Raw genomic sequence first — 24,191 nt, 5'->3', positions numbered from 1 at the left:
ACGTCTGCGCGTCCGCCGGCCCCGGCCGCCGTGCGGGTCGGGCTGGGCTGGGCCGGGTCAGGCCAGGAGCTTGTCCTTGGCCTTCTGGTACTCCTCCTCGGAGATGGCGCCCTTCTCCTTCAGGTCCGCCAGTCTCGCCAGGTCGTCGACGTGGCTGCCGCCGCCCCCGGGTGTGCCGGTTCCGGCCGCCTCCCGGATGTAGGCCTTGACGGCGGCCTCGCTCTGCCGGACCTGGGCGGCGTCCCGCTCGCTCATCGACTTCCCGCGGGCGATCACGTAGGCCAGTACACCGATCAGCGGCAGCACGATCACCAGGAGCAGCCAGCCGGCCTTGGCCCAGCCGCCCAGGTCGTGGCTGCGGAAGATGTCCGTGATGATCTTGAACAGCAGGAAGAACCAGAGGATCCAGAGGAACAGCTCCAGCATCGTCCAGAAGATGTTGAGCACCGGGTAGTCCACGGCCAGCATGTTGGTGTCCATGGCCGAGTCATATCATCGCAAAACGGACAATGCTCTCTGCTGTTCGGCCGTTCCGGTGGTCTTCCGGCCCGGCGGGAATATCTCGGAGCGGGGGCTCGGAGGGGCGGGGGATCAGCCCCGCCCGGCCCGCCGCCGCAGCTCCACGGCCAGCCCGATCAGCTCGCCCCACCAGGCGTCGTGCCCGGCCAGCAGCAGCCGCTGCGCCTCGTCCGCCGACACTGCCCGCACCTCGACCACCTGCTCGCCGTCCGCCGGGTTGGTCGGCGTCGAGTCCACCGCGACCTCCGCCCAGCCCCACAGCCACGCCTTCTCCGGGTGTGGCTGCCACGGCCGGTACGGCGTCGGGTCCTCGGTGCGGCAGCGGTGCGCGCCGAGCCAGTCCGGCTCGCCGAGCAGCCGGGCGCCGGCCTCCTCGCGCAGCTCGCGCGCCAGGCAGGTGGCGATGCTCTCGTCCTGCTCCCGGGTGCCGCCGGGCAGGAACCAGTGGTCCCGGTCGTCCCGGCAGAGGACCACCTTGTCGTCCGCGAAGCCCACCAGGTGGATGTTGGTCACCAGCTCGTCCGGCGGCAGCACGGTGGAGAACAGCGCGTCGTACCGGCCCCAGGTCCAGTACTGCGGGGCGTGCAACGCGGGGAAGAGGGTGGCGAGTTCGGCGGATCTGTCGTCGGTGTCCGCCTGGTGCGTGGTGTCAGTCATTCGGTGATCGTAGTGCCGGCCGGGAAACGCCGGGGGGCGCTCGGATGGACGAGTGTGATGTCCGAGGTGGAGATGGCCCGCGGCCGGCGGCGGGCGGCCTCGACCGGCTCGCCGACCCAACTCCCCAGCGAGATCTCGGCGGTGATGCCCGGCCCGAAACCGGCGATCAGGCCGGTGGTGCCGTCGGCCACGCCGCCGTCGGCGAACAGCCGGGCGAGCGCGTCGAAGACGACGGCGCTGGCGATGTTGCCGCGCTCGGTCAGCGTCGCGCGGCTGTACCGGAAGGTGGCCGGCTCCAGGTTGAGGAAGTGGCAGAGGTCGTCGAGGATGCGCGGGCCGCCGGCGTGCACGATGTAGAAGCCCAACCCGGAGACGTCCCAGCCGTGTTCGACGGCCAGGCCGCGCAGCGCCGGGGCGAGCATCTCCATGGTGCCGGGCACCCGCTTGTCCAGCTGGAAGTGGAAGCCGGTGTCCTTGACCCCGTAGGAGATCCAGTTCTCGGTGTCCGGGACGAGGTGCGAGCCGTTGCGCTCGACGTGCACGCCGGTGCCGCCGTGTCCGCGCATCACCACAGCGGCGACGGCGTCCCCGAACAGGCCGTTGGAGAGCAGCGAGCCGACGCCGAGGTCGGTCGGCTGGTAGCAGAGCGAGCAGAACTCGCAGGAGACGATCAGCACGTTGGCGCCCGGGTAGGCGCGGCAGAAGTCGTGCGCGCGGTTGACGGCGGCGCCGCCGGCCGCGCAGCCGAGCTGGGCGATCGGCATCTGGCGGGTGTCGGAGCGGAAGCCCAGGGCGTTGATCAGCCAGGCGGTCAGCGACGGCATCATGAAGCCGGTGCAGGACACGTAGATGATCAGGTCGATGTCCCGGGCGCCCAACTCGGCGTGCCCCAAAGCCCGTTCGACCACCTCGGGGACGCGGAGCTTGGCCTCCCGCTCGTAGACCGCGTTGCGGGCGGTGAAGCCCGGGTGGGTGAGGGTCTGCTCGATCGGCTGGACCAGGTGCCTGGTCCGCACCCCGGTGTTCTCGATCAGCCGCAGGGCGAGGCCGAGTTGCGGGTGGCCGGCGTGCAGGCTGCGGGCCAGGTCGAGGGTCTGGTCGAGGGTGATGACGTTCTCGGGTACGGCGACGGCAGGGCGGCAGAGTGTTGCCATGGTGCGGGTCTCCCCTGGGTGGCCTGGCCGGGCGGGCTGGCGAGCGGCCCGGGCAGGCGGCCTACGGATGCGTCGGACGGGCGCCGTGCGGTGCTCCGTGGCGGAGGCGGCGGCGCGGGGAGGAGGTCACCAGGCGAGCGGCAGGGTGCGGGGGTAGCGCCAGATCGACCCGGTGTGCCAGTCGAGTTCGGACGGCGGGACGGCGAGCCGCAGGCCGGGGAATCGCCGCAGCAGGGTGCCGATGGCGACCTGGAGCTCCATCCGGGCCAGGTGCGCGCCGAGGCAGTGGTGCTGGCCGTGGCCGAAGGCCATGTGGGTGGGGGCGCCGCGGTCGAGGTCGAGTTCGTCGGGGCGCTCGTACATCGCCGGGTCGCGGTTGGCGGTGAGGTAGGAGACGTGGACGGCCTCGCCGGCCCGGATCAGCGCGCCGCCCAGCTCGACGTCCTCGGTGGCGACCCGGGCGATGCCGACGCCCTGGCGGAACGGGATGAAGCGCAGCAGCTCCTCCAGCCCGCGCGGCAGCAGTTCGGGCTGGGCGCGCAGCTTGGCGAGCTGTTCGGGGTGGGTGAGCAGGGTGTAGGTGATGTTGCTGAGCTGGTAGGTGCTGGTGTCGTGGCCGGTGACCAGCAGGACCATCGCCATGACGGCCAGCTCCTGGTCGTCCAGCAGTTCGTCGCCGTCGCGGGCGGTGGCGAGGGAGCTGATCAGGTCCTCGCCGGGGTGGGCGCGGCGGGCGGCGGTCAGCTCGGTGAAGTAGCCGCGCAGCGCGGCCTTGGCGGCTTCCTGGCCGGCCCGGCTGCCGGGGCCCATCGTCATCATGGCGACGGCGTGGCCGCGCAGTTCGGCGCGGTCCTGCTCGGGGATGTCCAGCAGCTCGCAGATGGTGGTGAGCGGGAGCCGGCTGGAGAGGAAGTGCACCAGGTCGGCGGGGGAGCCGTGTTCGGCCATCTCGTCGAGGTAGCCGTCGACGATCCGCTGGGTGGCCGGGCGCATCCGCTCGACCTGGCGGTTGGTGAAGCCCTGGGCGACGAGGCGGCGCAGCCGGTTGTGGGCCGGCGGGTCCATCAGGTTGATCGCCTCGGCCTGGGCGATCGGGGCGGGCGTCATCCGGGGCAGGTCGCGCCCGATGCCGGCGGCGCGGCTGAACCGCCGGTCGGTGGTGACGATCCGGACGTCCTCGTAGCGGGTGGCCAGCCAGGCCTCGCCCTCGCCGTGCGGCAGTCGGATCCTGGCGATCGGGGCCTCGGTGAGCAGCCGCTTGAGGAGCGGGTCGAACTCCAGGCCGTCGGTGTGGTTGAAGGGGCAGTCCCACACGGGGGCGGAGGTAGTCACGGGCCTGTCCAAATGTCTTGGAAATGCCGCCCGAACGGTCATTTCTCGTTCGGGCGCGGACAGAGAGATGTTCCCCCATGAACTGGCAAAAATGTGAATCAGACCGGGAGTTAGCTCTAACGAGTTAGATAGCTGATTGTCATGCGAATCAAAGGAGTTGACTGAGCATCAATTGGAACCTCCCCCCGGCGAGACCAACCCGGTCTCGTACGCGAGGACGACCGCCTGGGCCCGGTCGCGCAGGTCGAGCTTGGCGAAGATCCGGGCGACGTGCGTCTTCACCGTCGACTCGCTGAGCGTCAGTTCGGCCGCCAACTCGGTGTTGGACAGCCCGCGTCCGAGCAGCGCCAGCACCTCCGCCTCGCGCGGGGTGAGCGGGGCGAGGTTTCGGTGCAGCGGCGGGCCGTCGGTGCCGGGGGCGGGACGCGGGGCGCCGGCCGCGAAGCGTTCGACCAGCCGCCGGGTGATCGAGGGGGCGAGCAGGGCGTCCCCGGTGTCCACCAGGCGCACGGCGGCGGCGAGATGGGCGGAGGTGACGTCCTTCAGCAGGAAGCCGCTGGCCCCGGCGGCGAGGGCGGCGTAGACGTAGTGGTCGAGGTCGAAGGTGGTCAGCATGATCACCCGGCAGCCGGGCGCCCGGGCGAGGATCCGGCGGGCGGCCTCCAGGCCGTCCATGCCGGGCATCCGGATGTCCAGCAGCGCGACGTCCGGCCGGTGCGCGACGGCGGCTGCCACCGCCTCGGCGCCGTCGGCGGCCTCGGCGACCACGTCGATGCCGCGCGCGGTGAGGATCATCCGGAAGCCGGTGCGGACGAGCTCCTGGTCGTCGGCGATCACCACCCGGGGGCGGCGCTCCCGCTCCGGCTGCTGCTCCGGCCCCCGCTCCGCCTCGGCCCCGGTCACGGCCGGTCCAGCGGGATGCGGGCGCGGACCCGGTAGCCGCCGCCGAGCCGGCGCCGGGCGTCGAGGTCGCCGCCGTACACGGCGACGCGCTCGCGCAGGCCGAGCAGCCCGCGCCCGGCGCCGTCGGCCGGCCGGGCGGGCTGCGCGGGCGCGGCATCGGCGGGCCGCGCGGGCGCGGCGTGGGCGCCCGCCAGCACGCTCGGCCCGCTGTTGAGCACTTCCACCCGCAGGTAGTGGTCCGCGTAGCGCACCGTCACCTCGGCCGTCACCCCGTCCCCGTGTTTGAGCGCGTTGGTCAGCGCCTCCTGGATGATCCGGTACGCCGTCACGTCGACGCCGCCGGGCAGCGGTCTCGGCTCGCCCGAGATCCGCACCTCCACCGGCAGCCCGGCGAAGGCGAACCGGTCGATCAGCGGCCCGAGGCGGCTCAGGCTGGGCTGCGGCGCGAAACCGTCCGCCTCCTCCCCGGTGCCGTCGGCGGCCGGGGCGAGCAGTCCGAGCAGGTGCCGCAGCTCGGTCATCGCGTCGCGCCCGGCGGCCTCGACGGCGCCCATCGCCGCCGCCGCCTCCCCGGGCATGGTGGCGATCACCTCGCGCGCGGCCCCGGCCTGGACCACCATCAGACTCACGTTGTGGCTGACGATGTCGTGCAACTCGGCTGCGATGCGCGCCCGTTCGGCTTCCACGGCGGTACGGGCGGCGCTCTCCCGCTCCCGTTCCAGCAGCCAGCCGCGCTCGCCGATGGCCGCCCGGTGCAGCCGCCGCGCCCGGGCGAGCGCGACGCCCAGCCAGCCGGCCGCCGCGACCGCCGTACCCGCCACCGCCGCACTCGCCACCGCTACGGCGGCCCAGTTCGTCCCCGTTCCCCACACGCCGCCAGTTTCCCAGTCCAGGCCATGATCGACATCATCCGGGGGTGCCGCCCGCGTACATCCCGGGTACTACGGCCGCCCCGGCTACACCCCGGGTGGGACGCCGGGCCCGGGGGCCCGCGCCTACCGTCGTCCACCATGAGCAACGACCACGACGGGACCACCCCGCCGGACGACGCGCAGACCGTCGTCGAGCTGTCCGGGGTCCACAAGGAGTTCGGCGACGCCAAGGCGCTCGACGGCGTCGACCTGCGGATCCGGGCGGGCGAGGCGGTCGCCGTGATGGGCCCCTCCGGGTGCGGCAAGTCCACCCTGCTGAACATGGTCGCCGGGCTGGACCGGCCGACCTCCGGCACCGTCCGGGTGCACGGCCAGGACCTCGGGCGGCTGAACGAGACCGGCCTGGCCCTGTTCCGCCGCCGCCACATCGGCATGATCTTCCAGTTCTTCAACCTGATCGACGACCTGCCCGCCCTCGACAACGTCGCCCTGGCCGCCCAGCTGACCGGCACCACGGCCCGCCAGGCGCGCCGCCGCGCCCTGGAACTGCTGGACGAACTCGGCGTCGCGCACCGCAAGGACACCTACCCGGCCGCACTCAGCGGCGGCGAGCGCCAGCGGGTCGCGGTGGCCCGGGCCCTGATGAACCGCCCGGCGCTGCTGCTCGCGGACGAGCCGACCGGCGCACTGGACAGCCGCTCCGGCGAGCAGGTGATGGACCTGCTGATCGACCTCAACCAGATCGGCCAGACCCTGCTGATCGTCACCCACGACCCCGACCTGGCCACCCGCTGCGCCAGCCGCCTGGTCGAGGTCGCGGACGGCAAGGTGGCGCGCGAGCGGGCCCTGGAGGCGTCCGCATGACCGGCGCCGTGTGGCGGGCGTCCCGGGCGGCCGTGAAGCGCCGCCGGGTGCAGACCTTCGTGATCGGCCTGGTCGTCTTCTGCTCCACCACGACCGTGCTGCTCGCCCTCGCGGTGATCAGCGCCGCCCGGGCGCCCTTCGACGACGCCTTCGCCGCCGAGCGCGGCGCCCACGTCGTCGCGGCCTTCGACCCGGCCAGGGCCTCGGCGGAGCAACTGGCCGCCACCGCCCACCGGCCGGGCGTGGAGGCCGCCGCCGGGCCGTTCGACCAAGCCGTGGTGGAGATCCCCACCGACTGGGTCGGTCGCCCGCCGGGCCCGCTGACCCTGGTCGGCCGGGCCGATCCGGCCGGGCCGGTGGACCGGGTGCGGCTGCTCGGCGGCCGCTGGGCCACGGCGCCCGGCGAGGTGGTCATCCAGCAACCGGGCGGCGGCGCCGCGACGACGTTCCTCGGCACCTCGCTCACCACCGCCACCGGGCTGAAGCTCACCATCGTCGGCTTCGCCGGCAGCATGAGCCAGTCCGCCGGCGGCTGGGTCGTCCCCGAGCAGGCGGCCGCCCTGCACCCCACCGGCCGCCAGATGCTCTACCGCTTCGCCGACGCGGACACCGAGCAGCAGCTGACCGCCTCCCTCGGCGCGGCCACCGAGGGCCTGCCCGAGGACGCGCTCGCCAGCGCGCAGTCGTACCTGGTGCTCAAGCAGGCCTTCTCCGCCGGCGCCGACGCCTACCTCCCGCTGATGACGGTCTTCGGCGTGCTCGGCCTGGTCGTCGCCGCGCTGATCGTCGGCAACGTGGTGAGCGGCGCGGTGGTCTCCGGCTACCGGCACATCGGCGTGCTGAAGTCGATCGGCTTCACCCCGCGCCAGGTGGTCACGGTCTACCTGACCATGGTCTCGGTGCCCGCGGTCGCCGGCACGGTCCTCGGGACGGCGGCCGGCTGGGCGGGGGCGTACCCGATCCTGGAGACCGCCTTCAGCGGCATCTCGACCGGCACCGCCGTGATCGAGCCGGCCGGCTGGCTGCCCGCCGCCACCCTGGTCGGCGTCCCGCTGCTGGTCGTCGCCGCCGCGTTCGTCCCGGCCTCGCGCGCCCACCGGCTCTCCGCCGCCCAGGCGATCTCGGCCGGCAGCGCGCCGCGCACCGGGCGCGGGCTGAAGGTCCAGCGCCGGCTGAGCGGCACCCGGCTGCCGCGCGCCGTCAGCCTCGGCCTCGGCCAGCCCTTCGCCCGCCCGGGCCGGACGGCGCTGACCATGGCGGCGATCGTGCTCGGCGTGGTGACCGTGACGGTCACCACCGGCCTGAGCAGCACCCTGGCCAGGAGCATGGCCCCGGCCGACGACAAGACCCACGTCAACGTGCAGACCGGCCACTTCCAGAGCAACCCGACCGAGCCGCGGCTGACCCCGGCCCAGACCGAGGCGATGCTGCGCGCCACCCCCGGAGCCGCGCAGGTCGTCACCCGGGGGCTGGTCCGGGTGGGCGTGGTCGGCCACACCCAGCCCGTCTTCATGGACTTCTACGGCGGCGACGACATCGCGGCCACCAGGTGGCTGCGGGTGGTCAAGGGCCGCCCGGCGACCGGGCCGGACGAGGTCCAGGCCGGGCCGGCCTTCCTCGACCAGCGCGGGCTCAAGCTCGGCGACCGGATCACCCTGACCCTGGAGGGCCGACAGCTGGCCGTCACCATCGTCGGCGAGGAGATCCAGGGCAACGCGAACGCGATCACCTCCAACGACGCCACCCGGGCCGAGCTCACCCCCGACCCGCACACGGTCGAGTACGACGTGCGGCTCGCCGACGGCGCCGACACCGCGGCCTACCGGAAGGCGGTCACGGACGCCGACCCGAGCCTGACGCCCTCGGTGGTCACCGCGAGTTCGGTGGGGCCCGTCGTCGCGATCCAGACCTTCAGCACGGTCTTCACCGTCCTGTTGTCGGTGGTCGCCTCGCTCGGCGTCTTCAACACCCTGCTGCTCACCATCCGCGAGCGCCGCCGGGACATCGGCATGCTGAAGTCCATCGGCATGACGCCCCGCCAGGTCGTCGCGATGACGGTCACCTCGGTGGCCTGGCAGGGCGCGCTCAGCGGCGTCATCGGCATCCCGGTCGGGATCGTGGTGCACCGGCTGATCGCCGAGAACGTCCGGATCCTGGCCTTCCCGGAGCACATGATCGACGTCTGGGGCGCCCCGTTGCTCGCCGGGCTCGCACTGGCGGGCGTCGCGATCGCCGTCCTCGGCGCCCTCGTCCCGGCCCGCTCGGCGGCCCGGCTGCCGATCGCCGAGGTGCTGCACAACGAGTGAGCGGGGGCGGCGCGCGGTCGGCCCGCGGGCAGCGCACGGCCGGCCGGGCGGTTCGTCGCCCGGCCGTCCGGGTGCCGTCCGGCGGGCCTTCGGCCGCATGGCTGACGCCGGGTCAAGGACCGGCGGTCGAGCGCCTATCATCGCGCCATGGCCACCGCTGAGCTGATCCGCATCGTCTCCCGCTCCTCGCCCATGGCGCTCGCCCAGGTCGAGCGGGTCCGCGCCGAACTCGCCGCCCTGTACCCGGGCCTGCGCACCGAGGTGGTGCCGGTCACCACCTCCGGCGACCGCTGGATGGGCGACCTCGCCCGGCTCGGCGGCAAGGGCGCGTTCACCAAGGAGGTCGACGCCGCGCTGCTCGCCGGGGAGGCCGACGTCGCCGTGCACTGCCTCAAGGACGTGCCCGCCGACCGCCCGCTGCCCGCCGGCACCGTCTTCGCCGCCTACCTGCGCCGCGACGACATCCGCGACGCCCTCGTCCACCCCGGCGGCCTGACCCTCGCCGAACTGCCGCCCGGCACCCGGATCGGCACCTCCTCCGTTCGCCGGGTCGCCCAACTCGCCGCCTCCCACCCGCACCTGGTGTGCGTGCCGATCCGCGGCAACGCCAACAGCCGGCTGGCCAAGCTGGCCGCCGGGGAGGCCGACGCGCTGCTGCTCGCCGTCTCCGGGCTGGAGCGGATCGGCGAACAGGCGCGGATCACCGAGATCCTGGACTTCGACGCGATGTGCCCGCCGATCGGCGCCGGCATCCTCGTCCTGCAGTGCCGCGAGGACGACGTCGTCACCGTCGACGCGGTCGCCGCGCTCGGCCACCGCGACACCTGGCGCGAGGCGGCGGCCGAGCGGATGTTCCTGCACGTCCTCCAGGGCCACTGCAACAGCCCGATCGCCGGCTACGCCAAGGCCGAACCGGACGGCCGGCTGTCGATGCGCGGCCGGGTCTTCAGCCCGGACGGCAAGCAGGTGCTGGACGCCCACGAGTGGGCCGGCGCGCTCAGCCCCGAGGACCTCGGCACCTCCACGGCGCTGGCACTCAAGCGGCAGGGCGCACAGGAGCTGATCGCGGGCATCCCGCACTGATCTCCGGCATCTCGCACTGATCTCCGGCATCCCGCACTGATCTCCGGCTCTGCGACCGCTACCGGAACAGCAGTTCGGCGAAGCGGTCCACCTGGTCCACCTCGGGGGACCAGCAGTACAGCATCACCTCGTCCGCGCCGATGGCCGTGAAGCCGGCCACGGCGGTCCGGATCGCCTCCGGCGTGGTGAGCAGGCCCTCCTCCATCCGGTCGGCACGGCCGCTGGACTCGTAGTACGCACGGATGTTGCGCCGGGCCTGCTCGACCGTCTCCGCCGAGCCGAGGACGGCGTTCGCCTGGGCGACCAGCCGGGGCCGGCCGTCGCGGCCGTGCCGCTGCCAGGACTTCTCGACGTCCTGGAACAGCCCGGCCATCGCCTCCGGCGGCACCCCCGCGCCGAGGAAGCCGTCCCCGAACCGGCCGACCCGGTCCAGCGCGGCCGGGGCGAAGCCGCCGAACAGCACCTCGGGGCCGCCCGGCGTCACCGGCGCGGGCCCGACCGGGCCGACCCCGTCGCCGAACGACTCACCGGCCCAGAGGCGGCGCAGCACCGCCATCCGCTCGTCCAGGAGCCGGCCCCGGCGGCGCGGGTCGATGCCGGCGGCCAGGAAGTCGTCCTCCCGGCCGCCGACGCCGAGGCCGAGCGTGAACCGCCCGCCGGAGAGCAGGTCCAGGGTGGCGGTCTGCTTGGCGAGCAGCGCGGGGACGTGGTGCGGCGCGAGCAGCACCTCGGTCTGCAGGCGGACGCGGGACGTGGCGCCGGCCAGGGCGGCCAGCGTCACCAGCGGCTCGGGGTTGTCGAACACCACCCGGTCCGCCAGGCCCAGCGTGCTGAACGGGCCGGCGTCGGCCCGCCGGGCCCACTCGAACAGCAGGACGGGGTCCTGGAGGGGCAGACCGAGGCCGATCTTGACGGCCTGCGGGGCGGCTTGCGGGGCGGCTTGCGGGGCGGGCTGCGAGGTGGGCTGCGAGGTGGTCTGAGGGTCGGGCTGCATGGGGATCATCCTCCGGAGGGCAGGCCGCATACGGGCGCCGCCCCTCCGCGGGCCCGCGCGCGGTGCGCGGCCCTGCTCCCCGTCCTGCGGCTCGTCGTTCCGGGGAGCGTGCTCGTCGGAGTGCGGCGACGGTGGCGCGAGGTGTTCCCTGGGTCCAACGCCGTTCCCCTCGCGTCCGTGCCTGGAATGATGCCCGGTAATCGCCGGAGAGTTGACGATTGGCCATGCCCGGCGTCCGAAATCGGCTCGCCCGGGGGGCGCGGGAACCGGCAGAGTACCCCCATGACGAGCGCGGGACTGGACGACGACGGCTTCATCGCACGGGAGGGCTCATTGGGCCGGGTGCCCCGGGCGTTCGCACCCGTGGTCGTCGCCGCCCGCACGCTGATCGCCGAGGTCTTCGACCGACCCCGGCTGCACAGTGCCTACCTCTACGGCAGCATCCCGCGCGGCACCGCGATCCCCGAGGTCTCCGATCTCGATCTCCTGCTCGCGCTGAGGCAGGAGCCCTCCGCCGCCGACCGGGCTGATGCCGGTGCGCTCGAAGCCCGGCTCGATGCCTCCTTCCCGCAGGTCAACGGTGTCGGAATCCTCCTGTTCAGCGCCGACACGCTGCTGAGCGAGCTCGAACGTCACGATCTGGGCTGGTTCGTGGCCTGCCTGTGCACCCCTTTGCTCGGTGACGACCTCGCCGCCGGACTGCCCCGCTACCGCCCCACCTCCACGCTCGCCCGCGAGACCAACGGTGATCTCGCCCTTGCCCTCCCGCGCTGGCGCGAGCGGGCGGGCTCGGCCGGTACGCCCGCCGAGCGCCGGGCGCTCAGCCGCGCTGTCGCCCGCCGGATCGTGCGGACGGGCTTCACCCTGGTGATGCCGCGGTGGGGTGGTTGGACCAGCGATCTCACCGAGTCCGCCGGGGCGTTCGCCCGTTACTACCCGGAGCGCGCCGAGCAGATGCGTCTGGCGGCGACCGTGGCCCGTACGCCGACGGCGGACCCGACCGTCCTCAAGGTGCTCACCGAGGACCTCGGGCCGTGGTTGGCGGCCGAGTACACCGCCGTCCACGGGGAGAAGACGCCCCGGACCTGAAATCGGACACGTCCTGTCCTACGCCCGGTGCTCGGGCAGCCAGTGCTGCGCGTAGGCGACGGCGTCGCGGAGGCGGAAGAGGCGGGTGGTGGCGGCGCCGACCGTGGCGTGGCGGACGGCCTTCGGGCGGTCGGCCTCGAAGGCGGTGCCGAGTTCGGCGAAGTCGTCGGCGCAGATGGCCCGGTCGCGGACGGTGAGCCGTTGGCGGCCTTCGGGGGTGAGGGCGGCGAAGGAGATGTCCTCGCTCGGGCCCGGGACGCGGTATTCGGCGAGGTGGAAGCAGGTGCAGGAGCCGAAGTCGACGCCCAGCAGCAGGACCTGGGCGTCGCGGTCCTCCAGCCGGGCGAGCGGGCTGGACTCGCCGAGCAGGCAGTCGAGGGCGTGTCCGTCGGTGGTCTCGGCCGCGCCCGGGCCGAGGGCGGCGAAGGAGGTCTGCGGGTGGGCGCTGCGCCGGGCGCCGGGCCAGGTCCGGACGGTCTCGGGGATGGCGCCCATTCCCAGGGTGGGGCTCACCTGCGGGTCGTACGCGGGCCAGGACGCCCGGATGTCGGGCCACCAGGCCTCCGGCACCGGCGGGTTGGACCAGCCGGCGGGGTCGGAGTTGTCCCCGGTGTGGGTGGGGACGACGAGGGTGCCGGTCGGTCCGAGGGCGTCGAGCAGGGCCTGGACGACGGTGACCGGCCCGCCGGAGACCCAGCCGAGGGAGCGCAGCGAGGAGTGCGCGAGCAGCGTGCCGCCGGGTTCGACCCCGGCGGCACGCAGCTCGGCGGCGAGGGACTGGCGGGTGCAGAGGGGGCCGTTGACGCGCATCGGGCCAGCTTGCAGGCCGGTGGGGCCGGTGCGCCAGCGGGTTTTTCCCTCGCCCGGACGCCGCCCGGGCGCCGCCCGGACGCCGCCGCTGACGCACTGCCAAATTGGTCTCGACCATTTGGTCTTGACCATTGCTTTGGGTTCGGGAGTGGAGGAGGATCACCGCGAAGCGCCGGGGGGCGGACTCCGGCGCTCCTCTTGGAGGGAAGAAGGCACCGGCATGGCAATGCGCAAAGCGGTTTCCACCATGGCCCTTGCTGGACTGCTGGCCGCGGGCGGGCTGATGGCCGCCCCGGCTGCTCAGGCATCCACGAGCGTGACGACCGGATACGTCTATGTCGGCATGTACCCGAGCGGCGCCGCGTGCGACGCCGCGGGCCGGGCCTACGTGGCCCGGGGCGAGGCTGTCAGCTACTTCTGTGATGTCGCCCCGAACACGGCCCGCCTCTCCATCTGGGCCTGAGCCGGGTAGGCGCGCGGGAGCGGCAGGCCGCCGGCCGGGCGGCCTGGCCTTGAACTCCCCGTGATAGTTGACGGTCGCGGAGCAGGAAGTCGGTCCGGCCGACTTCCTGCTCCGTCTGTAGGTGGCCCTGCTCGTCAGCGCTCGTCAGCGCTCGTCCGGGAGGAGCGGGAAGAGGCGGGCCACGGCGGCGACCGGGCGGGCGTCGGCAGGGCGGCCGGCCGGGTCGGCCTCGCGGTCGCGGTAGCGGGCCAGCACCTGGCGGACGGCCTCGCCGACGGCGGCCAGTTCGGCGGGGGTCAGGTAGAGGACGGTGCTGAACGCCTCGTCCTGCCGCCAGTCGGCCGGGGCCGTGTCGCGGCGGGCGAGCCAACGTTGGTAGCTCTCGTCCTCCAGGCCGCGCGCGAGGTCACCGAACTCGTCGGCTGTGGCGGGCTGGTGGGGCTGCTGCGGGAGCCGCCAGGGGCGGGCGCGGCCGTCGGTGGCGGGAGCCTCCTCGATGAGGCCGTGGCGGGCCAGCTGCCGGAGGTGGAAGGAGCACAGGCCGGAGCTGTACCCGGTGGCGGTGGCGGCCTCGGTGGAGGTGAGGGCGGCCTTCTCGGCGAGGAGGCCGAGGAGCGCGGTGCGCACGGGGTGCTGGGGGAGGGCGCCGGTGGCGGGCGCGGTGAGGTCTTCGGTGTCTTCGGTGCCTCTGGCATCTTCGGTCACTTTGCAAAGTCTGCTACTTTGCAAAGTCGATGACAAGCCGTCATCCTCGCCGTCGTGTCGACGGTGTCGACGAGGGAGCGCCGATGTCCGAACCGCGTGAACGCCCGACCGTCCTGCGGATCACCGAGGTGGGAGAGGACATCCTCCGCCGCACCTGCCGCCCGGCGACCGGGGAGGACTACGGCAGCGAACGGCTGGCCCGCCTCATCGAGGACATGTTCGCCACCATGCAGGTCGCCGACGGCTGCGGGCTCGCGGCCAACCAGGTGGACGTGGACCTGAGCCTCTTCGTCTACGACTGCCGCGACGACCAGGGCGTCCGGCGCGTCGGCCACGTGCTCAACCCGGTCATCGAGCCCCGCGAGCCCGGCCGCCGGCTGATCGAGGACACCGAAGGCTGCCTCTCCGTCCCCGGCGCCAGCACCGAACTCGCCCGCCCGGCCGAGGTGGTGGTGTACGGCTTCGACCAGTACGGCGCCGCCGTCACCATCGAGGGGACCGGCTACTTCGCCCGCTGTCTCCAGCACGAGACCGATCACCTGAACGGGCAGCTGTACATCGACCGGCTGTCCGGCCGGGACCGTAAGCGCGTCCTGCGCCAGACCGCCGACCGACGGGAGGACGTCTTCGCTCAGCGGGCTCAGCGGGCTCAGCGGGCTCAGCGGGCTCAGCGGGCTCAGCGGGCCCAGCGGGCCCAGCGGGCCCAGCGCGCGGCCGGGGCGGCCCGGTCGTCGGCCCGCTGACCGCTGACCGCGCCCGACCAGGGCCTCGGCCGGCTGGCGCACCGGAGGCGCCCGTGAGGGCTGTCGGCACGAACTGGTGTTCAGTAGCATGAAGTCGCCAACGCCCGTGGCTCCGAGGGGACGAGTGACTGTCGAGTGCCTACCGTGACCGCAAGCAGCCTGGCCTTCGACGTCGTCGACATCGACGTGGACGCCGATCTCACGCTGGGCCCCGACACCGCCGAGGACCGGCCCTTCCGCCAGGTCGGCCGGACGGACTTCGACCTGGACAGCCCGATCCTGACGGAGCCCGCGCCGCAGATCACCCAGATGGACTTCGAGGTGGACGCCCCGGGCCTGATGGATCCCCCGCCGCAGGTCGTCCAGATGGACTTCGCCGTCGATATCGCCTGACGCCGCCGACACCGACTGACGCCGCCCGATGGACCCGAACCGCCCGTACGGCCGCCCCTTCGACCGCTTCCCGACCCGCCGCGAGCACGAGGACCGCTGGGCGGAGCTGGCCCGGGCCATCGCCGCCGCCCCCGGGCCGGACCGCCCCGAGCTGGACGGCGGGCGCGCCGAACCAGCCACGCCCAAGGGCGAGTTGACCGTGCTCGGCTCCGGCATCGAGGCGGCCGGGTTCACCCGCGCCGACGAGCGGCTGCTGCGCGAGGCGGACCACGTCTTCCACTGCGTCGCCGACCCGGTGACGGTGGTGCGGATCAAGGCCTGGCGGCCCGACTCCTACGACCTCGGCGTCCTCTACGACGACGCCAAGGACCGCTATCTGACGTACGTGCAGATGTCCGAGGCGATCCTGCACTTCGTCCGGGCCGGACGGCGGGTGGCGGCGGTCTTCTACGGCCACCCGGGCGTGTTCGTCCTCTCCAGCCACCGCGCCGTCCGGATCGCCCGCCGCGAGGGCCACGCGGCCGTGATGCGGCCGGGGATCAGCGCGCTGGACGTCCTGTGCGCCGACCTCGGCGTGGACCCGAGCAGCCCCGGCATGCAGACCTTCGAGGCCTCGGACCTGCTGATCCGCGGCCGGCGGATCGACCCGGGCCTGCACCTGGTGCTCTGGCAGGTCGGGCTGGTCGGCGAACTCGGCTACCAGCGGACCGGGTTCTTCAACCACCGGCTGCCCGTCCTGGTCGACCGGCTGGAGGAGGTCTACGGCCCGGACCACGCCGTGGTCAACTACATCGGCGCCCGCTACCGGGGCACCGCCCCCGTCACCGACCGGCACACCGTCGCCGGGCTCCGGGACCGGGCCGTGCAGCGGACCGTCACCAGCGCCTCCACCTGGTACCTCCCGCCGGCCGTCGCCGCCCCGGCCGATCCGCGGATGCTCGAACGGCTGGGCCTGATCCGGCCCGGCCAGACCGTGCGGCCGCCCACCGGCCCGGTCCGGACGGTCGACGACTACGGGCCGCGCGAACTCGCCGCCCTCGACGGCTTCACGGACTTCCACGTCCCCGGCGGCTACCACTGGCAGGAGGACACGCCCGCCGCCCGCTTCGTCCTCGCCCTGGGGGAGGACGGCGCCCTGCGCGAACGCTTCGTCCGGGAGCCCGAGGCGGCGGTGGCGTCCTGGGCGCCGCCGGATCTCGCCGACGCCGAACGCGCCCTGCTGGCCCGCCGCGAGGACGCGGCCATGCAGGCCGCCGCCAAGGGCCGCTACCGGCGGCCGACCCCGGAGGCGGCGCGGCGGCTGCGTGCCCTGCTCACCCGCAAGTCGGAGGCGCGCGCGCTGCTCCGGTCGGTGCGCGACGGCGGGCCCGGGGGTGGTCTTGGAGTCGATGGGAGCAACATTCGGCGGGACCTGGACACTGTCCTCGCCGAGGCTCTGTACCCGTGGACGGGCCTCTACGGCACGCCGGACGGCGACCTCGACGTCTACGTCCTGGGCCGCGCCACCGACCCGCCCCGGCACCGGATCCACGTCAACGGGCGGCGGATCACCGGCCCGCGCTACGCCCACGGCGTGCTGCGCTGGCGGGTCGAGGACGGCAACGACTGCGGCGGCGAACTGCGCACCGAGGTCGGCCGGGACGGGCGGCGCCGGCTGGTCGGCGCGGTGTGGCCCGCCGGGCGGGTGGCGGCGGCGGAGTTCTCGGTGCAGCTCGCCGAGTACGTCCTGCCGGACGTGCCTCCGCTCGCCGACCTGGTCGGCGACTATCGGGCGGCGGACGAGGCCGGGCGCGAACTGGTCGTCTCCGTCGGCCCGGGCGGGGACGGCCCGACGCTGCGGGTCCGCGTCACGGTCGACGGCGTGCCCACGGCGGCCGCCGTCGTGGTCGGCCCGGCGGGCTTCGAGGTGGACGGCGTCGCCGTCCCCTACGCCCAGGCCGTGGCGGCACCGGCCGTGCCGCCGTATCTGTACGGCTGCTACCGGGTGCAGCTGCCGGGTGGCCGCGGCGCGCAGCTGCGGGTGGCCGAGGACGGCGTCGCCCTCGACGAACAGCCGATCCGCCACGCGGAGTTCACCGGCAAGCGCCTCACCTGGCGCGACGGCCCCGCACCGCTGCCGTCCGCCGAACTGACCCTGCTGCTCGACCCGATCACCCTGCACCCGATGCTCACCGGCACCGGCCGCGCTCCTGGCGGCCCGATCCTCACCGACACCGACACCGGCACCGACACCGACACCGGCACCGACACCGGCACCGGCACCGGCCGCGCGCTCGACGGCCTACCGCTGCCGGTGGTCGGCATGGTGCCGGTCGCCGCCGGGGAGGCCGAACGCCTGGCCGCCCGACCGCAGTTCGGCCTCCCGGCCGGGCCGTGGGCACACCTGACGGCGCTGGCCGCCGAGGCGAGCCACGGCGGCGGCCTGTTCTGGTGGCACGGCTGGGAACAGTCCGCCACCGCCCTGCACACGGTGCGGCGCGCGCTCTGGGAGGCGGGTCTCTAAGCTCGCGGATCCGGGGCGGGAGTCAGCCGCCGGACGCGCAGCACGGCGGTCAGCATCGGGAGGGCGAACTCGCCGTGGGCGGTCTCCGGCCTGTCCGCGAGGAACGCGCGGATCCGGCCGAGCCTGGCCTCCCGCTCCTGTTCGGGCATGACGAGCATGCCCGCGCGGGTCGCGAGGGTCGCGACGAGGGAGTCGGCGGTGCGGAGCTGCCCGTGCGGGAACTCCTCCTGTTCCGGCGAGCCGAACCGGGCGGCCGCGCCGGTCTTCGGAAGGTGCATGCCGGTCGTCTCGGCGCGCCACCCGGCGGGCGTGTCACGCGGGCCGATGGCCTCGCCCCCGCTGATCTGCGCGAGCCCGTCGACCCAGGCGACCTGGTCGTCCAGCACGTTCCACAGGCCGGCCAGGACGCCACCGGGGGCGAGGACCCGGGCGATCTCGGGCCCTGCGGCGGCCATGTCGAACCAGTGCATGGCGTTGCCGGCGACCACGGCGTCGACGGAAGCGTCCGGCAGCGGAATCGCCTCCGCGCTCCCCGACAGGGCACGGACCTCCGGCAGCGAACGGCGCAACTCGGCCAGCATCGCCGGGTCGGGCTCGACCGCGATGACCTCGGCACCCAGCGCGGCCAGCACGCCGGTCAGCTTGCCGGTTCCGGCGCCGAGGTCGAGCACGCGCGGGCCGGGAGCGGGTTCGAGCGCCCAACGCGCCGCGTCCTGCGCGTAGTCCGGGCGGTGCTCGGCGTACGCGATCGCCGCCGCGCCGAACGACGAGGCGTGGAGTGAGCGTTGATCTCGATCCATGCGGTCACGCTAGCCGCGCCGCTGCCGGCCGGCCACCTCCTTCACCCCGGGCTGCCACCGCCCACGCATCGGCGATCGGATCGACGTCGACAATTCGAGCCCTCCGACGCCGTCATGATGGCCCGTAGGGAATGTCGACGCCGAAATCGGGGACTTGTCGGGGGGCCACCCGGATGCTGCACCCCCGCGCGAGTGGAAAGAATCGCCGCCATGAAGACAATCCGGCGGGCAACCAGATACGCGGTCAGCTGTGCCACCGCCATGGCGATCATCCCCCTGAGCGTGTCGGCCCCAGCTGTCGCGGCACCCGCCGCGACACCGCTGGCGGCGTCCAGTGCGCCGACGGCCCGGACGACGAGTGCGTTGTCGTTGCCGAGGCCGACCGGGTCGTACGCGGTCGGTCGTGACACCCTGCACCTCGTCGACGATCGGCGCGCCGATCCGTGGGCACCGCAGTCGGGACCGCGACAGTTGATGGTCGACCTCTACTACCCTGCCCGCACCAACAGCGGCACGCCTGCCGCGTACATGAGCACCGCCGAAGCGTCGGCGCTGATCACCTATGCCGGTCTGTCGGGGGCCCTCGAACCGGCTCGCCTCGCCGACACCCGTACCTGGGCCCGGGCCGACGCGGCACCGGCGCGGGGCCGCTACCCGCTCGTCGTGCTGTCCCCCGGTTTCACGGTGCCCCGCTACACCCTCACCGCGCTGGCCGAGGAACTGAGCAGCCGGGGATTCGTGGTGGCGACCGTCGACCACGCCCACGAATCGGCGGCCACCCGCTTTCCGGACGGCATCCTGCCCTGTACGGCGTGCGACGAGTACAACTCCGGCGCCGCCACCCAGGAACAGATCGCCGCAGGCCGCGCCCGGGACGTGTCCTTCCTGCTCACCGAGCTCACCGGTCCGCGCCCGGTGTGGCGGTACTCCACGCTCATCGATCCGGCGAGGATCGGCATGGCCGGACACTCCGTCGGCGGCGATGCGACCCTGGCCGCCATGGGCGCGGACCGACGCGTGCTGGCCGGTGTCGACCTCGACGGCGCCATCACCCCACCGGTTCCCGCGACCGGCATCGACGGCCGCCCGGTCCTGCTGATCGCGGCCGCGGACCCGAGCGGCCCGGACATCGTGCCGTCCTGGAAGAGCAGTTGGCCGAACCTGGACGGATGGAAGCGCTGGCTCACCGTCGCCGGCGCCGACCACTACACCTTCACCGACCTGGACTACCTGGTCAACGAGAGCGGCGTGCTGCCCATCCCGAACGCCCCCCGGTCGATCGCGATCACCACCAGCTATGTCGGCGCCTTCTTCGAACGCCAACTCAGGGGAACCTGCGAGCCGTTGCTCAACGGCCCCAGCCGGGACTTCCCCGAGGTGACCTTCACCAGCCCCTGACCGGCACGGACGGAAGAAAGGGTCCCGGCGCCACGGAGGCGGCCCGCCCGCATCGAGGCGACGGTCATGCCGGATGCCCGCCGCTCGTCACCGTCCGCTGCGTGAAGGACTTCGGCCTCCAGACCCGGATGGAGACGGCAGCCTCGGGCCTTCAGGTGGCGGCGGTCGGGGCGAAGTCGACGAAGGCTTGCCAGGCGGCGGGGGAGAAGGTGAGCTGGGGGCCGTCCTTGTCCTTGGAGTCACGGACGTGGACGGCGGCGGTCGTCTCGGCGATCTCGACGCAGGCGGCGTCTTCGTTGCTGCTGTGGCTGCTCTTGAACCATGCGGGTTCCATGCTTTCTGACGGTACGCCGACGGCCCACCGCTGCCTAGCGGTGGGCCGTCGGGACAGTGCTCAGACCTCGGCGGTCGCGGCGAACGCCACGAACGCCTGCCACGTGGCCGGCTCGAACGCCAGCTGCGGGCCGCTCTTGTCCTTGGAGTCACGCACGTGGACGACGCCGGGGGTCTCTGCCACCTCGACGCAAGCGCCACCCTCGTTGCCGCTGTAGCTGCTCTTGAACCATGCCAGCTCGGTGCTCATCGTTCTCCCAGGATCTTCTCGATCAAGGCCAGGGACTCCTCGGGACCAAGGGCCTGCGCCCTGAGGATGTTGTAGCGCGCGTTCATGATCCGGACTTCCTCCGGGTCGGCGATCAGCCTACTGCTCGTCTGTACCTCGATGTAGGCGTGCTGAGGCCGACCCTTTGGTGCGATCAGAATGAACGGCCCGCCCATTCCGGCGTGCTCAGCTCTGTCCAGGGGCAGCACCTGGATGACCATGCCGCGGGTCCGCCCGACCTCCAGGAGCCGGCGGAGCTGGGCTGCATGCACGTCCCACCCTCCCAGGGGTCTGCGTAGTACGCTCTCGTCGATCACCCAGCTGAACATCCCCCGGGGCCACCGGGTCAGTACCTCCTGGCGCGCCATTCGCGCGGCGACCCGCATCTCGATCACCTCCTCTGACAAGGGGGGCTGCCTCATCGCGTAGACAGCTCGGGCGTGCTCCTCGGTCTGGAGCAACCCGGGGATGTCGAGCGTGGCGAAGTCATGGGACTCGATTGAGTCGACCTCCAGGGTTGCGTACCCACGGAACCAGGCCGGGTGTCGCAGCCGCGCCTTGGCCCGCGCCCGCATCACGTCGTCCTTCGTGATGGCCAACAGGCCGCCGGCGTTGAGGACTTTGTCCGCCGCCACCAGGAACTCCGGCTGCGGGGTGCGCTTTCCGCGCTCCACCGCGCCGATCAGGTGCTCCCCGTAGCCGACGCGTTCGCCGAGTTCCTTCTGCGTCATCCCGGCCCGCTCCCGGAGCAGCTTGATCTGCTTCCCGATGGCGCGGAAGAAGTCCGACACCTCTCCCAGGTCCTCCGGCAGTTCCGTACGAACGTCGTCGCTTGACTCGATGTTCCGCGCTGCACCCACCGCGATCACCCCGCTTGTGATTCGGTCACACGAACAAAAGCTGTCCGCAGCTGGACAAGCACTCTCCGTACCCCCCAGATGCATGGTCAGCGTACGTCCGCACCGTCACGATTTTTTCCATGACGACCGACATCCCCCTCGACAGTCCCCGCCGCCACACCATCACCCTCGCCGCCACCCCCAAGGGCGCCGCGATCTGCCGGCGCATCGCCAGGCGTCAACTGACCACCTGGGGGGTGAACTTGTCCCACACAGAGCCGTACTACTCGGCTCTCCTGATCGTCGCGGAGCTCGCCGCCAACGCGACGACCCATGGCCGCGTTCCGGGGCGCGGCTTCGAGCTTCACCTCTGCCTCACCACCACCGTGCGCCGGGGCACCACCCTGCGCATCGAGATCTCGGACTGCCGGGGCGACCGTTTCCCCGCCCTGCCCGCCGTCCTCGCCCCCAACTCCCAGTCAGGGCGCGGCCTCACCCTCATCGACGCCCTCGCCGACCGCTGGGGCACCATCCCCCGCCACCCCAACGCCAAGACCGTCTGGGCCGAACTCGATCTCCCCGTCGCCCTCGATGCGTCCTGACGTGACCTGGGGCGCCGCGACCGCCTACACCCTCCTCCCGTTCGCCCTCCTGCTCGCCCTCCTCGCCTGGATCTACCCCCTCACCGCCGGTCACCCGACCGTCCACCACCCCCACCCGATTCCGACCCCAACCCCAGCCCCCGTCCGCTGAATACGGCATGGGAAGTCGGCCCCACCGACTTCCCGCGCCGAACCGACCCCGGACTCACTTCCCGGGCAGCCGCACCTGGCGTGAGTACACCGGCGGAGTGCCGTCCGTGACGGCGGGCTCCGCGTAGCACTCAAGGAGCAGATCGCCGTGCAGGTCTTCGAGTTCGTACGGCGCCTCCTCCAGCAAGGCATCGGCCCACACCTCAAGGGGCGCCCTCGTCAGTGCGGCGTTCGGGACGGGGATGAGCGGTCCCCGGCCCATCGCCTCCCACGCCGCCGTGCCGTTCGCACGGAACAGCAGCCGCCACCAGTACGGCTGCAAGTACGGCTTCTTCCGCTGCAACGAGACCAGCTCCCGGTGTCCTTGAGGCGAGGCGGTCGTACCCCGACATCCGTGAAATGACGGCCCCCGGGGCCGAATGGTTGCCCTGGCGCAGCCCGTGCAGCGGCAATGGCCCCGCCTCTCTCCGGAGACCTCGCGTGGTCGACGGTCGACCTCCCGCCGAGTCGGGACCTGTTGCGACAGTGGATCCGTGAAGCGGAACGCCGCGCCGACCGGGGAGGTCGTGCGCGGCGTTCGGCGAACGAGGGGGAGAGCCGGGGTCTGCTGCGAAGTGTTGGTCACGGCCTCCTCGCCGTGGCGGCTGACGAGGACACGGTGCGTGACGTCGTTCACCGCTTCAACGAGATCGGCTTGGCCTGTCTGGACCCTCAGTGGGCGGGAGGCCGTCCCCGCCAACTCAGTCTTGACGACGAGAACTTCGTCGTCAAGACGGCCACCACCCGCCCGACCAAGCTCGCCCAGCCCTTCACCCGCTGGTCCATCCGCAAGCTCGCCGCCTACCTCCGCAGGGTTCACGGCCGGGTGATCCGCATCGGCCGCGAGGCCCTGCGCTGCCTGCTCGCCCGACGCGGCGTCACCTTCCAACGAACCAAGACCTGGAAGGAGTCCACCGACCCCGACCGCGACGCCAAACTCGATCGGATCGAGCACGTCCTGGAGCACTTCCCCGACCGCGTTCTCGCGTTCGACGAGTTCGGGCCGCTCGGCATCCGCCCCACCGGCGGATCCTGCTGGGCCAAGCAGGGCCGACCGGACCGGGTCGCGGCGACCTACCACCGCACCCACGGCGTGACCTACTTCCACGGCTGCTACTCCGTCGGCGACGACACCCTCTGAGGCGTCAACCGCCGCCGCAAGGGCACCGCCAACAGCCTGGCCGCGCTCAGGTCGATCCGCGCCGCCCGCCCCGACGGCGCCCCGATCTACGTGATCATGGACAACCTCTCCGCCCACAAGGGCGCCAAGATCCGCCAATGGGCCCGGAAGAACAAGGTGGAGCTGTGCTTCACCCCGACCAGCGCCTCCTGGGCCAACCCCATCGAGGCGCACTTCGGACCGCTGCGGCAGTTCACCCTCGCCAACTCCAACCACCCCAACCACACCGCCCAGACCCGTGAACTGCACCGATACCTCCGTTGGCGCAACGCCAACGCCCGCCACCCCGACGTCCTGGCCGCCCAACGCCGTGAACGCGCCCGCATCCGCAGCGAGAAGGGACTCCGCTGGGGCGGACGCCCCCTCGCAAACGCGGCAGCATGACCCTGGACGGATGAACCCTCCTGACCGCAGCCATAGCATCGCCTGATGCGCTACATCGACAACCGAGACGTCAACGAGGCCGTGACCGAGATGATGCGGGTACTCGGCCCGCACGACGCGGAGGACTGGTCGGTACCAGCAGGTCCGCTGGAATGGAGCTGCTGGACGACGGCCGCCCACATCGCCCATGACCTGCTGGCCTACGCCGGGCAGATCGCCGCACGCCCTACGGACGCCTACCTGCCCTTCGATCTCTCCGTCCGCTCGGACAGCTCCCCGCGCGAGGTGCTCCAGGTGGTCACCGCCTGCGCAGGGCTACTCGGCAGTGCACTGGCCACCGCCAGCCCGGAGGTCCGGGCCTGGCACTGGGGTCCCTGCGACCCGTCAGGTTTCGCGGCAATGGGTGTCGCCGAGGTTCTCCTGCACACCCACGACATCACGCAGGGGCTGGGCGTGCCGTGGCTGCCCCCGGCGCCGCTCTGTGCGGCAGTGCTCCACCGGCTCTTCCCTGATGCCCCACCCGGTGACCCGGCTCATGTCCTCCTCTGGTGCACCGGCCGGGGCGACCTGGACGGCCATCCCCGCCGCAACTCATGGACATGGCAGGCGGCGGTGGCCGAGTGATCAGACCTACCGCGGGCAGACGGAGGGACGCCCCAAACGCGGCGAACCATCCCGGTCGCAGCACTAGTGTGATGCGCCACAAATCATGAGGGTAGTAATTACCGTGATGCCTGGACGACTGGGTTGATCTTGGCGAGGTAGTCGGCGAGGGACTTGAGGATCTCGTCGGCGGTCTTGGTCCAGG

At 72.9% G+C, this 24,191-nt stretch carries 26 protein-coding genes and 1 pseudogene; 13 read left to right on the top strand and 14 right to left on the bottom strand.

Annotated elements, in window-relative coordinates:
• Window positions 1–57: 57 nt before the first annotated feature.
• The 6 genes from AB0P03_RS21125 to AB0P03_RS21100 all read right to left on the bottom strand — a co-directional run bounded on the left by AB0P03_RS21125 (window position 58) and on the right by AB0P03_RS21100 (window position 5,437).
• Complete coding sequence (locus AB0P03_RS21125) at window positions 58–480, bottom strand: SHOCT domain-containing protein (protein ID WP_079135502.1); 423 nt, start codon at window positions 478–480, stop codon at window positions 58–60.
• A 111-nt stretch (window positions 481–591) separates the two neighbouring features.
• On the bottom strand, window positions 592–1,176 hold the full coding sequence (locus tag AB0P03_RS21120; RefSeq protein ID WP_363584021.1) for an NUDIX hydrolase: 585 nt from the start codon (window positions 1,174–1,176) through the stop codon (window positions 592–594).
• A complete protein-coding gene (locus tag AB0P03_RS21115; protein ID WP_363584019.1) occupies window positions 1,173–2,330 on the bottom strand; it encodes a type III polyketide synthase in 1,158 nt (385 codons plus the stop codon). The genes AB0P03_RS21120 and AB0P03_RS21115 overlap by 4 nt, the downstream gene beginning before the upstream one ends.
• Before the next feature lie 126 nt (window positions 2,331–2,456).
• Window positions 2,457–3,704: a cytochrome P450 gene (locus tag AB0P03_RS21110; protein WP_363584017.1), complete on the bottom strand. Its 1,248-nt coding sequence runs from the start codon at window positions 3,702–3,704 to the stop codon at window positions 2,457–2,459.
• 126 nt (window positions 3,705–3,830) lie between these two features.
• Window positions 3,831–4,565, bottom strand: coding sequence for a response regulator transcription factor (locus tag AB0P03_RS21105; RefSeq protein ID WP_363584015.1), 735 nt, complete (start codon window positions 4,563–4,565; stop codon window positions 3,831–3,833).
• Window positions 4,562–5,437 carry a histidine kinase gene (locus AB0P03_RS21100; protein WP_363619046.1) on the bottom strand — a complete coding sequence of 292 codons (876 nt, stop codon included), beginning with the start codon at window positions 5,435–5,437 and terminating at the stop codon, window positions 4,562–4,564. The genes AB0P03_RS21105 and AB0P03_RS21100 overlap by 4 nt, the downstream gene beginning before the upstream one ends.
• A 138-nt stretch (window positions 5,438–5,575) precedes the next feature.
• On the opposite strand from AB0P03_RS21100, the gene AB0P03_RS21095 reads away from it, so the two are divergent.
• The 3 genes from AB0P03_RS21095 to hemC all read left to right on the top strand — a co-directional run bounded on the left by AB0P03_RS21095 (window position 5,576) and on the right by hemC (window position 9,690).
• A complete protein-coding gene (locus tag AB0P03_RS21095) occupies window positions 5,576–6,301 on the top strand; it encodes an ABC transporter ATP-binding protein (RefSeq protein ID WP_363630214.1) in 726 nt (241 codons plus the stop codon).
• Complete coding sequence (locus AB0P03_RS21090) at window positions 6,298–8,607, top strand: FtsX-like permease family protein (RefSeq protein ID WP_363630213.1); 2,310 nt, start codon at window positions 6,298–6,300, stop codon at window positions 8,605–8,607. Before AB0P03_RS21095 ends, AB0P03_RS21090 begins: the two co-directional genes overlap by 4 nt.
• A 147-nt stretch (window positions 8,608–8,754) precedes the next feature.
• A complete protein-coding gene (gene hemC / locus AB0P03_RS21085) occupies window positions 8,755–9,690 on the top strand; it encodes a hydroxymethylbilane synthase (protein ID WP_363630212.1) in 936 nt (311 codons plus the stop codon).
• Window positions 9,691–9,748: 58 nt separating this feature from the next.
• Here the strand turns inward: hemC and AB0P03_RS21080 are convergent, their stop codons facing one another.
• Window positions 9,749–10,684: an LLM class flavin-dependent oxidoreductase gene (locus tag AB0P03_RS21080; protein WP_363630211.1), complete on the bottom strand. Its 936-nt coding sequence runs from the start codon at window positions 10,682–10,684 to the stop codon at window positions 9,749–9,751.
• Window positions 10,685–10,966: 282 nt separating this feature from the next.
• On the opposite strand from AB0P03_RS21080, the gene AB0P03_RS21075 reads away from it, so the two are divergent.
• Window positions 10,967–11,773, top strand: coding sequence for a nucleotidyltransferase domain-containing protein (locus AB0P03_RS21075; protein WP_363630209.1), 807 nt, complete (start codon window positions 10,967–10,969; stop codon window positions 11,771–11,773).
• An 18-nt stretch (window positions 11,774–11,791) separates the two neighbouring features.
• On the opposite strand, the gene AB0P03_RS21070 is transcribed toward AB0P03_RS21075, so the two are convergent.
• Entirely contained in the window at window positions 11,792–12,583 is a 792-nt protein-coding gene (locus tag AB0P03_RS21070; protein ID WP_363630208.1) for an AAC(3) family N-acetyltransferase, read from the bottom strand.
• 220 nt (window positions 12,584–12,803) lie between these two features.
• Here AB0P03_RS21070 and AB0P03_RS21065 point away from each other — a divergent pair, with 220 nt between their 5' ends.
• A complete protein-coding gene (locus AB0P03_RS21065; protein ID WP_363584000.1) occupies window positions 12,804–13,046 on the top strand; it encodes a hypothetical protein in 243 nt (80 codons plus the stop codon).
• A 144-nt stretch (window positions 13,047–13,190) separates the two neighbouring features.
• Here the strand turns inward: AB0P03_RS21065 and AB0P03_RS21060 are convergent, their stop codons facing one another.
• Window positions 13,191–13,673 (bottom strand): winged helix-turn-helix domain-containing protein, encoded by a 483-nt coding sequence (locus AB0P03_RS21060; protein ID WP_363630299.1) that lies wholly within the window; start codon window positions 13,671–13,673, stop codon window positions 13,191–13,193.
• A gap of 161 nt (window positions 13,674–13,834) precedes the next feature.
• On the opposite strand from AB0P03_RS21060, the gene def reads away from it, so the two are divergent.
• The 3 genes from def (at window position 13,835) to AB0P03_RS21045 (ending at window position 17,390) form a co-directional block, all read left to right on the top strand.
• Complete coding sequence (def, locus tag AB0P03_RS21055; RefSeq protein WP_363630207.1) at window positions 13,835–14,494, top strand: peptide deformylase; 660 nt, start codon at window positions 13,835–13,837, stop codon at window positions 14,492–14,494.
• 144 nt (window positions 14,495–14,638) lie between these two features.
• Window positions 14,639–14,887 carry a hypothetical protein gene (locus tag AB0P03_RS21050; protein WP_363583994.1) on the top strand — a complete coding sequence of 83 codons (249 nt, stop codon included), beginning with the start codon at window positions 14,639–14,641 and terminating at the stop codon, window positions 14,885–14,887.
• 28 nt (window positions 14,888–14,915) lie between these two features.
• Window positions 14,916–17,390, top strand: a complete 2,475-nt coding sequence (locus AB0P03_RS21045) for an SAM-dependent methyltransferase (RefSeq protein WP_363630206.1) — start codon at window positions 14,916–14,918, stop codon at window positions 17,388–17,390.
• Here AB0P03_RS21045 and AB0P03_RS21040 read toward each other — a convergent pair.
• Window positions 17,387–18,190, bottom strand: a complete 804-nt coding sequence (locus tag AB0P03_RS21040; protein WP_363630204.1) for a methyltransferase domain-containing protein — start codon at window positions 18,188–18,190, stop codon at window positions 17,387–17,389. The genes AB0P03_RS21045 and AB0P03_RS21040 overlap by 4 nt on opposite strands.
• A gap of 363 nt (window positions 18,191–18,553) precedes the next feature.
• On the opposite strand from AB0P03_RS21040, the gene AB0P03_RS21035 reads away from it, so the two are divergent.
• Window positions 18,554–19,588 carry an alpha/beta hydrolase gene (locus tag AB0P03_RS21035; protein ID WP_363630202.1) on the top strand — a complete coding sequence of 345 codons (1,035 nt, stop codon included), beginning with the start codon at window positions 18,554–18,556 and terminating at the stop codon, window positions 19,586–19,588.
• 151 nt (window positions 19,589–19,739) lie between these two features.
• Here the strand turns inward: AB0P03_RS21035 and AB0P03_RS21030 are convergent, their stop codons facing one another.
• The 3 genes from AB0P03_RS21030 to AB0P03_RS21020 are packed head-to-tail and all read right to left on the bottom strand — an operon-like array spanning window position 19,740 to window position 21,058.
• A complete protein-coding gene (locus AB0P03_RS21030; RefSeq protein ID WP_363630200.1) occupies window positions 19,740–19,922 on the bottom strand; it encodes a DUF397 domain-containing protein in 183 nt (60 codons plus the stop codon).
• Window positions 19,923–19,982: 60 nt separating this feature from the next.
• Window positions 19,983–20,171 (bottom strand): DUF397 domain-containing protein, encoded by a 189-nt coding sequence (locus AB0P03_RS21025; protein ID WP_363583983.1) that lies wholly within the window; start codon window positions 20,169–20,171, stop codon window positions 19,983–19,985.
• Window positions 20,168–21,058 carry a helix-turn-helix transcriptional regulator gene (locus AB0P03_RS21020; protein WP_363583981.1) on the bottom strand — a complete coding sequence of 297 codons (891 nt, stop codon included), beginning with the start codon at window positions 21,056–21,058 and terminating at the stop codon, window positions 20,168–20,170. The genes AB0P03_RS21025 and AB0P03_RS21020 overlap by 4 nt, the downstream gene beginning before the upstream one ends.
• Before the next feature lie 110 nt (window positions 21,059–21,168).
• On the opposite strand from AB0P03_RS21020, the gene AB0P03_RS21015 reads away from it, so the two are divergent.
• Window positions 21,169–21,630: an ATP-binding protein gene (locus AB0P03_RS21015; RefSeq protein ID WP_363583979.1), complete on the top strand. Its 462-nt coding sequence runs from the start codon at window positions 21,169–21,171 to the stop codon at window positions 21,628–21,630.
• On the top strand, window positions 21,620–21,781 hold the full coding sequence (locus tag AB0P03_RS21010; protein ID WP_363583978.1) for a hypothetical protein: 162 nt from the start codon (window positions 21,620–21,622) through the stop codon (window positions 21,779–21,781). The genes AB0P03_RS21015 and AB0P03_RS21010 overlap by 11 nt, the downstream gene beginning before the upstream one ends.
• A 54-nt stretch (window positions 21,782–21,835) precedes the next feature.
• Here the strand turns inward: AB0P03_RS21010 and AB0P03_RS21005 are convergent, their stop codons facing one another.
• Window positions 21,836–22,123 (bottom strand): hypothetical protein, encoded by a 288-nt coding sequence (locus AB0P03_RS21005; protein WP_363630198.1) that lies wholly within the window; start codon window positions 22,121–22,123, stop codon window positions 21,836–21,838.
• Between the two features lie 261 nt (window positions 22,124–22,384).
• Between AB0P03_RS21005 and AB0P03_RS21000 the strand changes: the two are divergent.
• Both AB0P03_RS21000 and AB0P03_RS20995 read left to right on the top strand, forming a co-directional pair.
• Window positions 22,385–23,383 (top strand): annotated as a pseudogene (locus AB0P03_RS21000) (IS630 family transposase).
• Between the two features lie 45 nt (window positions 23,384–23,428).
• Entirely contained in the window at window positions 23,429–24,007 is a 579-nt protein-coding gene (locus AB0P03_RS20995; RefSeq protein WP_363630196.1) for a maleylpyruvate isomerase N-terminal domain-containing protein, read from the top strand.
• The last annotated feature ends 184 nt before the right edge of the window (window positions 24,008–24,191 follow it).

The organism is Kitasatospora sp. NPDC088779 (assembly GCF_040685395.1).
Classification (GTDB): Bacteria; Actinomycetota; Actinomycetes; order Streptomycetales; family Streptomycetaceae; genus Kitasatospora.
Note: the sequence above shows the minus strand (reverse complement) of the source record. Positions and strands in the feature narration are given on the sequence as shown.

What these genes read in the sequence shown, in the direction of transcription:
- AB0P03_RS21125 (WP_079135502.1), bottom strand. Translation starts at nt 480, where the DNA reads ATGGACACCAACATGCTGGCCGTGGACTACCCGGTGCTCAACATCTTC.
- AB0P03_RS21120 (WP_363584021.1), bottom strand. Translation starts at nt 1,176, where the DNA reads ATGACTGACACCACGCACCAGGCGGACACCGACGACAGATCCGCCGAA.
- AB0P03_RS21115 (WP_363584019.1), bottom strand. Translation starts at nt 2,330, where the DNA reads ATGGCAACACTCTGCCGCCCTGCCGTCGCCGTACCCGAGAACGTCATC.
- AB0P03_RS21110 (WP_363584017.1), bottom strand. Translation starts at nt 3,704, where the DNA reads ATGACCGTTCGGGCGGCATTTCCAAGACATTTGGACAGGCCCGTGACT.
- AB0P03_RS21095 (WP_363630214.1), top strand. Translation starts at nt 5,576, where the DNA reads ATGAGCAACGACCACGACGGGACCACCCCGCCGGACGACGCGCAGACC.
- AB0P03_RS21090 (WP_363630213.1), top strand. Translation starts at nt 6,298, where the DNA reads ATGACCGGCGCCGTGTGGCGGGCGTCCCGGGCGGCCGTGAAGCGCCGC.
- hemC (WP_363630212.1), top strand. Translation starts at nt 8,755, where the DNA reads ATGGCCACCGCTGAGCTGATCCGCATCGTCTCCCGCTCCTCGCCCATG.
- AB0P03_RS21080 (WP_363630211.1), bottom strand. Translation starts at nt 10,684, where the DNA reads ATGCAGCCCGACCCTCAGACCACCTCGCAGCCCACCTCGCAGCCCGCC.
- AB0P03_RS21075 (WP_363630209.1), top strand. Translation starts at nt 10,967, where the DNA reads ATGACGAGCGCGGGACTGGACGACGACGGCTTCATCGCACGGGAGGGC.
- AB0P03_RS21070 (WP_363630208.1), bottom strand. Translation starts at nt 12,583, where the DNA reads ATGCGCGTCAACGGCCCCCTCTGCACCCGCCAGTCCCTCGCCGCCGAG.
- AB0P03_RS21065 (WP_363584000.1), top strand. Translation starts at nt 12,804, where the DNA reads ATGGCAATGCGCAAAGCGGTTTCCACCATGGCCCTTGCTGGACTGCTG.
- def (WP_363630207.1), top strand. Translation starts at nt 13,835, where the DNA reads ATGTCCGAACCGCGTGAACGCCCGACCGTCCTGCGGATCACCGAGGTG.
- AB0P03_RS21045 (WP_363630206.1), top strand. Translation starts at nt 14,916, where the DNA reads ATGGACCCGAACCGCCCGTACGGCCGCCCCTTCGACCGCTTCCCGACC.
- AB0P03_RS21040 (WP_363630204.1), bottom strand. Translation starts at nt 18,190, where the DNA reads ATGGATCGAGATCAACGCTCACTCCACGCCTCGTCGTTCGGCGCGGCG.
- AB0P03_RS21030 (WP_363630200.1), bottom strand. Translation starts at nt 19,922, where the DNA reads ATGGAACCCGCATGGTTCAAGAGCAGCCACAGCAGCAACGAAGACGCC.
- AB0P03_RS21025 (WP_363583983.1), bottom strand. Translation starts at nt 20,171, where the DNA reads ATGAGCACCGAGCTGGCATGGTTCAAGAGCAGCTACAGCGGCAACGAG.
- AB0P03_RS21015 (WP_363583979.1), top strand. Translation starts at nt 21,169, where the DNA reads ATGACGACCGACATCCCCCTCGACAGTCCCCGCCGCCACACCATCACC.
- AB0P03_RS21010 (WP_363583978.1), top strand. Translation starts at nt 21,620, where the DNA reads ATGCGTCCTGACGTGACCTGGGGCGCCGCGACCGCCTACACCCTCCTC.
- AB0P03_RS20995 (WP_363630196.1), top strand. Translation starts at nt 23,429, where the DNA reads ATGCGCTACATCGACAACCGAGACGTCAACGAGGCCGTGACCGAGATG.